Source organism: Flagellimonas lutimaris, assembly GCF_003581615.1.
GTDB classification, from domain to species: Bacteria; Bacteroidota; Bacteroidia; order Flavobacteriales; family Flavobacteriaceae; genus Flagellimonas; species Flagellimonas lutimaris.
The window spans coordinates 602,104-614,644 of the sequence record NZ_QXFH01000077.1 but is presented as its reverse complement, the minus strand read 5'-3'; the positions used below and the strand labels follow the sequence as shown (position 1 = coordinate 614,644).

Here is a 12,541-nt window from a genome sequence, read left to right as displayed (position 1 = left end):
AATTTCAAAATACGAACTTTTGTAACCCGCATTTTAACCAACTTTGCTGTTAACAAAAACAATTATGAAAGCAATAGAATGTCTAAAGTATGGCGATGTAGAAAACTTGGTGCTAAGTAATGTTAAAAAACCATCGGCAAAAGATAATGAAGTACTTATAAAGATACGTGCTACTTCAGTAACTACAAGCGATGTTCTTATTCGGAGATTGAACGAGCCTTTGATCCCCAGGTTTATACTTCAACTCATATTTGGTTTTGGTCGTCCAAGAAACCCTGTGTTGGGGATGGTAACAGCTGGTATTGTTGAGCGTAAAGGTAAAGATGTAACATTGTTTGAAACCGGGGATGAGGTTTTTGCTTATGGTTCTATATCACCTACCAAACGTCGTTTCGGTTCTTATGCAGAATATATTTGTTTGCCGGAAGATTGGAATCTGGCACTAAAACCTGTGAATCTTAGTTTTGAGGAAGCTGCAGCGATTCCTTATGGTGGTTTACTTGCGTCCCATTTATTAAAAAAGACGAGTATAAACAAGGGCGACAAAGTTTTAATCTATGGAGCGTCAGGAAGTATAGGCACAATGGCGATACAATTGGCCAAGCATAGGGGTGCTCATGTTACTAGTGTATGCAGTGGTAGAAATTTCGAATTAGTAACCTCTTTAGGTAGTGTTAAGGTGATTGATTACACCATAGAAAATGCTGAAGCACAATTAGAAACATATAAATATGTGATTGATGCTGTAGGCAATTCGAAATCATCGACACTAAAAGAAAAGAGCAAAAAAGCATTGACTTCGAATGGCAAATATATATCCATCGATCATGGGACTCCATTAACGCCAAAAGAAGCTTTTTTTAATTTAAAAAGGTTAGCAGAACAAGAGAAGATTACCCCTGTTATTGATAGCATATATCCTTTAGAAAAAATTGCCGAAGCGCACAAATATGTGGAGATGGGGCATAAAAGAGGAAATGTGGTGATCACTATTTAGCTGGCTATGGATTTTCTCAATTTATAAATCATCAACTCGTGCTGAGCCCAGTCGAAGCATCAAAAAACGAACAGTACATGTTTTTCAAATCAAAAGAAGGAAAAGAAAAAATCATAACCCTTTACAATCAAAAGTTAAATGAGCTGAATATTGAATATTCCGAAAAATTGTTAGTAACCAAGTTTGGGGCTACAAATATTATTATAACTGGCAACACAAAAAATCCACCTCTACTCCTAATTCATGGCACAGGAGGTTGCGCACCTTTAATTTTAGAATCATTCCCTAATTTATCTACAACATATTGTGTTTATGCCATTGACGTTCTCGCGCAACCTAACAAAAGTGCTGAGAATCGATTAGACATGAAGTCGTTGGATTATGGAAAATGGTTGACTGAAGTTATCCATATACTGGGAATAAAGGAGGTTACTTTAGTTGGATTTTCTTTTGGTGGTTTTATCTCTCTAAAGACCTTAGAATTTAACGAAACACTAGTAAAACACGTTTTTTTAATTGCTCCAGTCTATATTGTAAATGGAAATCCAATTAAAAACATACTGAATGTCTTTGTACCCTTAAAAAGCTTTATTAAAAAAGGAAAACAAAAGCATATAAAAAAAGTAATGCAAACACTGTTTTCAGAATATGATGATTTTGGGTTAACATTTATGGCAACTACTTTTCAAAACTGTAATATGGATTTTTCTCCGTTACCGATAATGTCCAAAAATGATGGAAATAGAATAAAAACACCAATTACCATTTTCGCTGCTGAAAAAGATATCATGTTTCCAGGCAGAAAAATGATAAAAAGAGCAAAACGAATTTTCCCATCACTAAATGAAATAGTCTTATTGGAAGATTCGAAACACGTTCCGAGTACTAAAAATTTTAAAATGATTGAGGACTTCGTGTTACAAAGTGAAGTTTTGTATTAAAACATAAAGAACGGTGCTCATGAACCTTCGATTTGGATAAAAACGAAAGTTTGTACAGCACTTCCTAAAATTTTTCCAACTTAATGTTAAACTATTTCAGGAAGATGCTAATCTTTGGGATAGTCTTGGAGAAGCTTATTTTAAACTTGGCGATAATGAAAAGGCCTTAGAACATTATCAAAAGGCACTCGCCATGGATCCTTACATGGAGTCAGCGCAAAATATGATTAAGAAAATAGAAGAGAAAAATTAAAATTAATAAAAATGATTTATGGACGAAAGGGCCTATTGGGTCTTCCGTTTTTTGCGCTAGTTGGAGGGTTGGCCCAAAAGCAGAAAATCCTGTGAGCCACGATTGCTTAAGAAAAGATCGTTTAAGCCATCGCCGTTCAGATCCACAAAATCGATATCAAAACCTCTTCCGCCAATGCCCTCTGGAATAATCTCGTCAGTTGCTTCTATGAACTTTCCTTCACCATCGTTAAGATAAACGCTGTATGGTGTGTTGCCGCCAAATTGGGCCCCGTTTGTATTTCCGGTCATGATATCCGGATTACCATCACGGTCGATGTCCAAAAAGGCCACTCCAAAACAACGATTGTTGTCTTTGGGTAAATGGGAAGCGGTAATATCCGTGAAAAAGCCTTTTCCGTCGTTCAATAACAATCGGTTTTGCCTCAGGGCGTTATCCACAAAAGCCTGAACATTGCCGTATAGAATGTCCAGATCACCATCTCCATCAATATCCGCTACATCTACTTCGCGGGTTTCCTCGGGTTCACTGCGGTAGGGGAGCCTATCGGAAGATTGATCTTCAAAAAAACCATTTCCGGTATTGATCAATATTCTATTGGCATCCTCATTGCCCACGAGTACATCTTGGTCCCCGTCGTTGTCCACATCGGCAAGGGTAAGGTCTTGTGTTACATCCATAAATGCACCAAACCGTTCGAGGGTCTCATCTTTAAAATGGCCCGTTCCGTCATTGATCAGGATATTGTTCTGGCCATTGTTTCCGATCAAAACATCGGGGGTACCATCGGCATTGATATCAAAAACCACTACGGAATTGGAAGTTCCGGTCACTGGAATCCTGTCCCCACCATCCCTAAAAGTGCCATCGCCATTGTTCAAGTAGAGCTCATTGGTCTTATCATCCTCACTGACCACGATGATGTCCAGGTCGCCATCCAAATCAAAGTCGGCAATACCAATATCCTCACTATCGTGGGCAACCTGTGGTATCCGCAATGCACTCTCGTTAGTGAAGCTTCCTTTTCCATTGTTAACGAGCAGAATGTTGGGCCTGTGCTCATTGGCAATCAAAATATCCATGTCCCCATCGTGGTCCAAATCAGCGATTCCGGCATCCATGCTGAGCAATTGTAGGTCTTTGTAAGGCAAATGTGTTTTTGTAACGTCTTTGTAGAAAGTAGTTGAACCAGCAGGGTTTCCTTCATTTTGTTGACCATGACCGGTCTGTAAAACAACAAGGGCAAAGGGCAACAGTATAATGTTCTTATACATAGGTATTTTTTAGAGATTCGCTACTAATATAAGTTATTTGCACCTCGGCTATCTATAAAGTCTATCAGACTTTACTGACCACCACTTGTACTTTAATGTTCTGCATTATGTAACTTGAGCATTGGTCCGGTATAAAAAGTGAAGGCCTTATGGACCTTTTCTTTTTTGAGCGAGATGATGCGTTGGCAAAGTTTGTACTGCACATACTGAAAAATTTCTCCTAAAAATATTCTTTTAAAAAGGTAATGGAACACCTATTATACGAGTCGACAGTAGGAGGGAAGGGGTATGTATGTAATAATTAATTAACAGATTTAACAACTAATTCGAATAGATGCATGTCATCGTGGGCAGTTCCACTTTCAGGATGTACTGGGTTTTCCGCTTCATATTTTAAAACGACGACTAAATCCAAGGACGGCACCACGCCAATAATCTGACCTCCAAAGCCACTGGCTAAAAATGCGGGATGGCCACCAACCAAGGTAATATACCATTGATAGCCATAGCTGTATCGTCCGTAAATATTAGTTTCATGATCTCTGGTAGAGGTCTCTACCCAAGTTTCAGAAATCAGTTGCTCCGTATCCCAACGCCCTTTATTTAAGTATAAAAATCCGAATTTGGCCATATCACGTGCTGTTAAATACAAAGAAAAACTAGCACATTCTATACCATTTGGGTCTTGTCGCCAAGATTGAGGCAAGGGTTCGATATACTCTTGCCAGGTTGTGTAAGTAAGTGTTTCGTCAAGTACTTCAAAGTTCATTCCCATAGGTTCAAACAGTCGCTCTTTGGCTAATAGTCCCGGTTTTTTGCCTGTTTTATGTTTTACCAAGGCGGTTAAAAAGTGCGAGTTTCCAGAGCTATAATAAAATCGTGTTCCCGGTTCAGTAACCTGGCCACGTGCTAAAGCCTCTGTTACCCAATCATCAGAAAAAATCCAGTCAATCCAAAGCGGACCACTTTCTGCCCAGGACAAGCCCGTTGTCATTGTGAGTACATGATGTAATTTAATGTTGTTGAATTCAGGATAAGCAGGCATCAAATCCGCCATATATTCATCTGGCGAATCAATCATAGCGTCATCCATAAGTAAACCAACAAGTGCCGAAGCATAGCTTTTAGTAGCTGACCAAAGGTTGGTGCTTTCATCAATACCTCCACCACCATAATAATTTTCATAAACCAAGTATCCGTCCTTTACTACTAACAAAGCTCTAGCTAAAGGGTCGTTCTCAGCGAATTGATTGGCAATAGCCATTTTTTCAGAATTCATATTATAATCCTCCAACGGGGCAGTCATCCAACCATCGGTTGGCCAATAAGTTCTTTCGTTACTGGGCCAATCATAGCCATTTTGTGAAACAATAATAATTGAATCATCACTTGTACTGCACTGCGTAAATAGAAACAGACAAACAATTATTGCAAGGTTTACTAGTATGTTACAATTTCCAAACCTATTCATCATCTTTTAGCTATATGATTTTTGATCATTCATTAATCTTGACATTGTATGAATTATCATCAAAAAGCCACATGATATTTATCACATTGGTATACAGGATAATACATTATAATTATCAAATGGTTAAAACACTGCTGTTGACTAAACAATACATCTGTTCTATAATGTTCTCGCGTTATGTTTCTTTGCTTTGGAAAAGCAAAGCTTGGTTCCTCAAACCTTCTGAAAAGTTGAGCTAAAAGCTTCCTTTTAAAAAAGTAATGCAACACTTATTAACTGACCGACGATAGGAGGGAAGCGTAATGTGTGTGAAATGGAAATTAACTGTTTATAATTTTGTTAAAACTTTCAATTTTTCAAAAACAATAACCTTATACATGGTACTAACAGGCACTTTATTATTTTCAATTACCAAATGTGTTCTGGTTGCTTTAGTAATTCTATTTAAATTGGCAATGTATGATTTATGTGTGCGTTGAAAATTTTCAGGTAATAAGGTAGTGATATTAATAAGTGTTTCAGATATGAGATACATTCTAGAATCCGTAAAAATTTTCAAATAATTTCCAAAACTTTGGATGTATTGAATTGATTCAAATGAAACATTTAAGGGCAATCCATCATGTTTTATTTGAAGTTCTTCTTTTTTCTTATTTTCTTTAGGTTCCGCTATTTTTGAAGTAGAAACCTTGCTGATTGCTTTCAAAAAGCGTTCGAGTTTTATAGGTTTCAATAAATAATCTACCACACCATAGTTATAACTTTCTAAAGCATACTCAGAATAAGCTGTAGTTAAAATAACTTTAGGGGGATGTATCATAGAACGTAAAATTTCCATACCATTGAGCTCTGGCATTTCTATATCAAGAAAAATGAGATCCACTTCATTTTGCTGAATAAAATTTACGAACTCAAGCGAATTCCCCGAACTTAATACTACTTCAAAGTTGTCAACCTTTGAACAATATTCCTCTAACACTTTACGCGCCAAAGGTTCATCATCTACAATTCCAATTTTGATCATTCCTTATGCCGTTATGTTAATAGTTAAATTTACTTGATATTCATTTTCCATTTCATTGATTTCTAATACATGAGCATTCGGATATAATAAATTTAAACGCCTCCTCACATTTTCTAGTCCCATTCCTTTTCTTTTTAGTTTCGCAACCTTGTTAGGCTTCGTATTTACAACACAAAAATGAAACTCGGCGTTTTTTATAAAAGTAACCACATCAATGCTGCTTTGTTCATTTGTGGTTTGAACACCATGTTTAATGGCATTTTCAACAAAAGGGATCAATAACATTGGTGCTATTTTATAGTTCGATAGTTCTCCTTCAATTGAAAACTCAATCGCACATCGTTTGTTGAGCCTTTTTTCTTCGAGCAATAAATAATTCTCAATAAACTCTAACTCTTCTTTGACTAAAACGAATTCTTTTTTAGCACTCTCTAATTGATACCGCATTAGTTCCGAGAGCTGCATCACAACATTAGGAGTTTCTGTTGATTGCTGTCTAGAAAGCGCATAAATATTATTTAGGGTATTAAATAAAAAATGTGGGTTTACTTGCTCCTTTAAATAGTTGATTTCTAAATCTTTTTGCAATTTCTCTTTTTCATTATTCTTTCTTTGAATACGCATATTTCTTCTTAAAAAAAACGCTGCCATACCCGTTCCCGTTGTATAAAGAAAAAAGAAAGACAGTTTAGAAAGTAGTGCCCAATCGTTCTTAAATCCTCCCTTTATATATCCTCCAAACAGTATGATGCCAACCAGTAATATTCCATACGAAAAGTAACGTTTCTTATCTAAGAAAAAAGGAATGAGCATAAAATGATTGATCCAAATAATACCCATGATGTACAAGGTATATTTTAGACTATGCAAGAAAAAACCATAATCGGGTCCTAATTTGTCTTTGATGATCCAGTTGCTTAATAGTTCTAGGATTAACACCAAAACAAAGGCTCCTAGGTTAATAAGTATTGTATCCCTTAAAGATTTGCTTATCATAAACTCCTTGTTAGACTGTTAAAAGTACTACGCTTCAATTCAAACTCCCATAAATTCTTATAAAAGACATTTATCAATGACAAAGTGATTTCATCATTCAATTGTTCTGTTTGTCCAGTTTTCAATTTTCAGCAGCATTTAAAATCTAATTTTATCAGGAAATTATAAAAAACAACGATGAGAATTAAAACAGATATTCGACTATTTTTTCTGGTACTAATGCTTGTTAACGCAAGCTTTGCCCAGCAAAATAAAATAACAGCTGAGGCTACAGAAGTAGAAAGAACCCTGTCGTTTCGAGATATTCCAAATCTCAAAGAACCCTATATAAATACAACTCCCGAGAAAAGAAATGATGGAATAAAAGTTGGCGCATTAAAGCTAAAGAGTAGTGATAGAGAGGCAATTATAAAAGTCTCTCAAGAGATTTTTGATGGTAAATATGGTAATTATGATGCGTTGCTCATTTCGCATAAAAACAGATTAGTTTTTGAATCCTATTATAAAAAAGGACGTATCGATTTGCCTCATGGACAAGCATCAGCAGTGAAAGCATATACCAGTTTGGTTTTGGGAAGGGCCATTCAACTGGGATACCTATCCATGGAAGATTTAAACAAACCTTTGATTCACTTTCTCAAAGATCTGAATCCTAAAAAGTTCACCAGAGGAGCAGAAAAGATCACTCTCCATAAAGCATTGACAATGCATGGAGGACTAACTATCGATAGTGAGAAATGGAAAGAGGTTGAAAATGATTCTATTCGATTAAAAGGACAAGGGTTGGTTCAGACACTACTTGAATATAGCACGCCAATTACTGATGAGTCTCAAACCTATTTATATGGCAATTTCAATCCCATGATTGTGATGACGGTTATTGACGCCGTTGTACCAGGAACAGTTGAGGACTTCATTAAAAATGAGTTCCTTGATAAACTTGGTATTACTGATTATAAATGGTCAAAACACGTAAGTGGATTACCAGAAGCAGGATGGCGTGCCAGTATCATGCCTCGAGATATGATTAAATTTGGCCATTTGGTGCAAAACAAAGGAAAATTGAATGGGAAACAATTTATTTCTGCCACATATCTTGAAAAAGCCACTAGTAGCATTGTTCGACCTGCAATAGATTGGATGCCTAAGAATTATCTTTATGGATACTTTTGGTATTATACACCTGTAAATGTCGGTAATAAAACTTATGATGCCACACTTGCTTGGGGAGGTGGTGGACAACGTGTTATAGTTGTGGAAGAACTTGACTTAACCATTATCATCAATGGTTATGATCGAGATGATGATAAAATCATGAAACCCATTTTTGAAGTTGTCATCCCTGCTTTTGCCAAATTATAATTCACATAAAACAATAGTGTCAAACAGTAATTATGACTGAGACATGCGAAGTATTGATGCATTCCTTTAAAATAAAATAAATATGGGATGAATAATTTCGTATAAAAATACGAGCAACTAAAATTTATCTAGTAGATGAATTTTATGAGACTGCGAGATGGTGCGGTGAGAATTAAACTGCTAATGTTTATAGAATTTATTTTGAAGGCGAGATGAAGCGCTGAACTTATTAGCAGAATTTCTTTTTACATAATATCGTTGTCGATATGAGCCTAAAGGCTATCATATCTGATATTATATCAAATGCAAGCATGCGCCGTTTTACACATTAGACGAATCTGTATCATAATTTACATTATGTAAAATAGAATATTTCAGGAGTAACGAAATACTCCTCTTATAACCTTATTTACCCAAAATCATTAAAGGTATATTTACTTTACGGATAACTTCTTTTAGTGGGCTTGGTCTAAACATAAAACTTTTACCGCCTTTCTTGGGTATGCACAATAACTGCGTGTTGGTTCGGGAAACATAGTTTACAAGACCATCCAACGCATTGGCACCTTTGCTAAATTTATAAGAAACTGTTTTGTTCCAGGGATATATGCGGTTTTTGGATTCATCTTCCTCGGAAATACCAAAATGACGCACTGGCTTTTCACTATCTCGTTTTAAATCCTGTAGTATCTCCAGATCATTGTCTTCTAGTCCAGCTCCAAAAATTCCCAGATTGATATCTTCAAATGAATGGAATTTATCATCCTCGCCAAGGATCAATACATTGGTGTCGCTTACATTGTCAATGACAAAATCCGTGATGCTTTCAAAGAAACCACCCATACTAGACCTGTGTTTGCCTAATACCAAAATATCCGGTTTTTGAAGCGCCAAATAGTCCCGAACCCTATTTTTTACATTACCATACTCCAGTTTGTAGCTTATGGGCAGGTTTTCCTTTTCACCCATATTGGAAATAAGGTCCTTCAATTCTGCCCGTGTAGAACGGTCATCTTGGTTCAAGGTACGTATGGCTGAGAGTTGGCTATCTCCTTTAATAATATTAGTAGTGGGTTTTACATGGAAAACCTCAATGGCTCCATCAATTCGTTTGGCCAATTCCACCGCACTGCTTAAGACAAACTCAGAGCTTTTGGACATATCGAGCAATACGGAGATGTTATATTTTTTTTGGTTCCCTTTCATAGGTGTAGATCTTAGTCGTTTCTTTTAAAAATAACACCAAAACCTTTAGTTTTCAAAGGTTTAACTTTTACTTAGTAAATAAATACGATTTTAATAAGTTAAAAGCTTTAAAATCAAATAATTACTAATAATTTAAAAGAAATATTTAATTTTTCTTATCAAATTTAGCGAAATATTGTAAGGTGCGTATCGTAACGGTACGTCCAGCCAAGTGCCTCTTTTTACTATGGATTTATGGTGTGAGAACAGGTCAAATGAGTATTTTCCATGGTATCCCCCTATCCCGGATTGTCCCACACCGCCAAACGGCAAATCTTTATTACTGATGTGCACTACAACATCATTAATGGTACCCCCGCCAAAGGAATATTGACGCATCATACGTTTTTGGAATTTTTTATTGTTGGAGAACACATAAAAAGCCAACGAATTGGGAAAACGCGAGATATACTCGTCCAATTCACTTTCATCTTCATAAGAAATTATGGGAAGAATGGGGCCAAACACCTCTCCTTCCATTATGGTACTGTCCTCTTGGGGTTCGTCCACTAAAGTGGGTTCCAAATATTGGTCATCATCATTATAATTGCCACCAAACAAAAGGTTTTGTCCTTTAAGCATTGCTTTAAGCTCCTCATAATGCTTGCTTGTGGTAATCCGTGCAAAATCATTGGAAGCTTCAATGTTTTCGCCATAAAACTGGTTGATGTTTGCTTTAAGTCCGTCCACCAATGCCCTTTTAACGTTTTTATGCACCAGAATATAATCCGGGGCAATACAGGTTTGTCCTGCATTAATCAATTTGCCCCAGGCAATACGTTTGGCCGCCAGTGTTATGGCTGCGGTTTCGTCAACAATACATGGATTTTTTCCGCTTAGCTCCAAGGTGACCGGTGTTAAGTGTTCCGCTGCCTTTTTGTACACGATCTTACCCACGCGGGTGCTGCCCGTAAAAAAGATATATTCCCATTTTTCCGCCAATAATTCGGTAGAGACCTCTACTCCACCCTCTACCACCGTAACATATTCGGGCGGGAATACTTTTCTGATAATCCGAGCGATAATTTTTGAGGTGTTCGGGCTGAACTCCGAGGGTTTAAGGATTGCCGTATTACCTGCAGCCAAAGCACCTATTAAAGGTGACATGGTAAGCATAAATGGGTAATTCCACGGTGAAATAACGAGCACCTTGCCATAAGGTTCGGGTTGAATCCATTCCTTTGATGGGAAATTTAGAAGTGAAGCCCCTACCCGATTCGATTTACTCCAACTTTTAACGTTTTTGATAGCATGTTTCAGCTCGGCCAAAACCAATTGGGTCTCTGTGGCCAGACTTTCAAATTTTGGTTTTTTAAAATCGGCGTATAACGCATCACAAACGGCATCTTCTTGATCTAACATCTCCTGTTGAAGCTTTATAAGATACTGTTTTCTGTGTGCGACTTCCTTTGTTTTCTGCGTAGCAAAAAATTCATTTTGGGCCGCCACCAATTGTTTTACCATAAACTGATTCTTTCCTTAAATATAACCAAACTGCTAACAGCATCCTATTAAAACAAAAAAGCACCGGCATACACCGGTGCTTTCCCATATTTTTTAAAAAGACTACAACGTAATCTCCTCGGTAGCTCCATTTGGATATATAATGGTAGCGATATTATCGCATTCACCATTTCCGAAATCCACCGTTACTGCCAATCCATTTTTGGCCACGACCATACTTCCACTGGTTAGATTTTGGCAAGTAGAATTTCCTTGAAGTTCATCTAAGATTTCCACGGCATACGTATTTTCATCCATTTCCACAGTCCACGTGCCAGAAAGTGAAAATAGAACGCTTTGGGTATTTTCATCAAAGGAAATGCTTAATGTTTTGGTGCCCATTTCGGTAATTGTATAACCATCTTCGAGTTCGATGGACATATTGCTGGTTACTGTAAAAGAACCCGTAGTCTCGGTACTATTGGCGGTAATTTGGTAGGTTCTGGTACCATTTAGTTTGATGGTTCCCACATAAAAGTCCGTAAACGTTGCCGTAAAGGAAGCGTTCCCCTCTCCTGCTTCGTAGGTTACGCTTACCGTCCCATTTACATTGTCCGTTCCGTTGAGTACACAATTGTTAAAAGTTGCATCGAACCCAGAATCGGTATAAGTTGCACTGTAGCAATCATCTTTTGCCGTTGACTCATTTTTGGCGGTGGTATTTCCATTGTAGAGCTCTGCTATGGCAAAATCTGCTGCGCCTGCAATTTCGTCGGTGGTTAAAATGGTCTGTAACTCTGTGGAGGTAATGGTTTCACCATCTCCCGGCATGGCATCCTCACTACAGGACTGAAAACCAATGAGGGCGGTTACAACAAAAGCAATTGATAAGATTCTTAGGCTAAGCTTCTTCATTTTATTTGGTAATATAGTTATGATGGAGTAACGATTTATCCAAGAATTTATTCTATTCAAATAAAGCTGATCGATGAAATGCGGAGATAAGTGAAATATTATTCTCGAAATTGTATTATTTTCAACAAAACTAAAAAAGGGATGCCATGAAAAATATCGGTACAATTATACTTTGTTTCTTCACTATGCTATTTGCAGTTTCATGTAGCGATGATGATGGTGGTAGTGGAGGATTTTCCAGCGCAGAGCTTGTGGGGACATGGGACTTAGTGGCTGTCAATGTGAGTACGGCAGTCGATATTGATGGGGATGGAACATCTTCATCCAATTTAATGGATGAAGAAGGCTGTATCACGGGAACTATTGTTTTAAAAGATGATACCACGTATCAATATGAACAATCCAATTTCACCATAACACCAATAACCAATGGTCAATACGCTCTCCAGTGTTCTGGGATTACACAAGCTACAGGGGCCTGGGGTAGTGACGGCATTCAAGTGGCATTTCAGGGTAGTACCATATTGGGCACCTTGCAGTTGAGCAATAATACCATTATTAAGCAAGAAGGCGACAATTTGCCGGGAGTAGCCTCTTATGTTTATGAACGCAGGTAGATT

Annotated in this window: 11 protein-coding genes and 1 pseudogene; 5 read left to right on the top strand and 7 right to left on the bottom strand. The window is 37.2% G+C overall.

The window, feature by feature from the left end:
• Positions 1-64: 64 nt before the first annotated feature.
• The 3 genes and pseudogenes from D2V08_RS16965 to D2V08_RS17915 form a co-directional block, all read left to right on the top strand.
• On the top strand, positions 65-997 hold the full coding sequence (locus D2V08_RS16965) for an NAD(P)-dependent alcohol dehydrogenase (protein ID WP_119609615.1): 933 nt from the start codon (positions 65-67) through the stop codon (positions 995-997).
• Between the two features lie 38 nt (positions 998-1,035).
• Positions 1,036-1,938, top strand: coding sequence for an alpha/beta fold hydrolase (locus D2V08_RS16960; protein ID WP_245980614.1), 903 nt, complete (start codon positions 1,036-1,038; stop codon positions 1,936-1,938).
• 151 nt (positions 1,939-2,089) lie between these two features.
• A pseudogene (locus D2V08_RS17915) lies at positions 2,090-2,191 on the top strand (hypothetical protein); the annotation flags it as partial.
• 56 nt (positions 2,192-2,247) lie between these two features.
• Here D2V08_RS17915 and D2V08_RS16950 read toward each other — a convergent pair.
• From D2V08_RS16950 to D2V08_RS16935, 4 genes are all read right to left on the bottom strand, one after another.
• On the bottom strand, positions 2,248-3,465 hold the full coding sequence (locus D2V08_RS16950) for an FG-GAP repeat domain-containing protein (RefSeq protein WP_119609614.1): 1,218 nt from the start codon (positions 3,463-3,465) through the stop codon (positions 2,248-2,250).
• Between the two features lie 301 nt (positions 3,466-3,766).
• Positions 3,767-4,939, bottom strand: a complete 1,173-nt coding sequence (locus D2V08_RS16945; protein ID WP_119609613.1) for a serine hydrolase domain-containing protein — start codon at positions 4,937-4,939, stop codon at positions 3,767-3,769.
• 325 nt (positions 4,940-5,264) lie between these two features.
• Positions 5,265-5,960, bottom strand: a complete 696-nt coding sequence (locus D2V08_RS16940) for a LytR/AlgR family response regulator transcription factor (RefSeq protein WP_119609612.1) — start codon at positions 5,958-5,960, stop codon at positions 5,265-5,267.
• 3 nt (positions 5,961-5,963) lie between these two features.
• On the bottom strand, positions 5,964-6,956 hold the full coding sequence (locus tag D2V08_RS16935) for a sensor histidine kinase (RefSeq protein ID WP_119609611.1): 993 nt from the start codon (positions 6,954-6,956) through the stop codon (positions 5,964-5,966).
• 177 nt (positions 6,957-7,133) lie between these two features.
• On the opposite strand from D2V08_RS16935, the gene D2V08_RS16930 reads away from it, so the two are divergent.
• Positions 7,134-8,318 (top strand): serine hydrolase domain-containing protein, encoded by a 1,185-nt coding sequence (locus D2V08_RS16930; RefSeq protein WP_119609610.1) that lies wholly within the window; start codon positions 7,134-7,136, stop codon positions 8,316-8,318.
• A gap of 405 nt (positions 8,319-8,723) precedes the next feature.
• Here the strand turns inward: D2V08_RS16930 and D2V08_RS16925 are convergent, their stop codons facing one another.
• The 3 genes from D2V08_RS16925 to D2V08_RS16915 all read right to left on the bottom strand — a co-directional run bounded on the left by D2V08_RS16925 (position 8,724) and on the right by D2V08_RS16915 (position 11,921).
• Complete coding sequence (locus D2V08_RS16925; protein ID WP_119609609.1) at positions 8,724-9,524, bottom strand: universal stress protein; 801 nt, start codon at positions 9,522-9,524, stop codon at positions 8,724-8,726.
• 132 nt (positions 9,525-9,656) lie between these two features.
• On the bottom strand, positions 9,657-11,027 hold the full coding sequence (locus tag D2V08_RS16920; RefSeq protein ID WP_119609608.1) for an aldehyde dehydrogenase: 1,371 nt from the start codon (positions 11,025-11,027) through the stop codon (positions 9,657-9,659).
• A 102-nt stretch (positions 11,028-11,129) separates the two neighbouring features.
• The gene (locus D2V08_RS16915; RefSeq protein ID WP_119609607.1) at positions 11,130-11,921 is read right to left on the bottom strand and encodes a hypothetical protein; all 792 of its coding nucleotides are present in this window, start codon (positions 11,919-11,921) and stop codon (positions 11,130-11,132) included.
• A gap of 146 nt (positions 11,922-12,067) precedes the next feature.
• On the opposite strand from D2V08_RS16915, the gene D2V08_RS16910 reads away from it, so the two are divergent.
• A complete protein-coding gene (locus D2V08_RS16910) occupies positions 12,068-12,538 on the top strand; it encodes a hypothetical protein (protein ID WP_147374178.1) in 471 nt (156 codons plus the stop codon).
• Positions 12,539-12,541: the final 3 nt, after the last annotated feature.

Excerpts from the sequence above, each read along its gene's own strand:
- D2V08_RS16925 (WP_119609609.1), bottom strand. The coding sequence starts at position 9,524 with ATGAAAGGGAACCAAAAAAAATATAACATCTCCGTATTGCTCGATATG.
- D2V08_RS16930 (WP_119609610.1), top strand. The coding sequence starts at position 7,134 with ATGAGAATTAAAACAGATATTCGACTATTTTTTCTGGTACTAATGCTT.
- D2V08_RS16935 (WP_119609611.1), bottom strand. The coding sequence starts at position 6,956 with ATGATAAGCAAATCTTTAAGGGATACAATACTTATTAACCTAGGAGCC.
- D2V08_RS16940 (WP_119609612.1), bottom strand. The coding sequence starts at position 5,960 with ATGATCAAAATTGGAATTGTAGATGATGAACCTTTGGCGCGTAAAGTG.
- D2V08_RS16915 (WP_119609607.1), bottom strand. The coding sequence starts at position 11,921 with ATGAAGAAGCTTAGCCTAAGAATCTTATCAATTGCTTTTGTTGTAACC.
- D2V08_RS16950 (WP_119609614.1), bottom strand. The coding sequence starts at position 3,465 with ATGTATAAGAACATTATACTGTTGCCCTTTGCCCTTGTTGTTTTACAG.
- D2V08_RS16920 (WP_119609608.1), bottom strand. The coding sequence starts at position 11,027 with ATGGTAAAACAATTGGTGGCGGCCCAAAATGAATTTTTTGCTACGCAG.
- D2V08_RS16945 (WP_119609613.1), bottom strand. The coding sequence starts at position 4,939 with ATGATGAATAGGTTTGGAAATTGTAACATACTAGTAAACCTTGCAATA.
- D2V08_RS16965 (WP_119609615.1), top strand. The coding sequence starts at position 65 with ATGAAAGCAATAGAATGTCTAAAGTATGGCGATGTAGAAAACTTGGTG.
- D2V08_RS16910 (WP_147374178.1), top strand. The coding sequence starts at position 12,068 with ATGAAAAATATCGGTACAATTATACTTTGTTTCTTCACTATGCTATTT.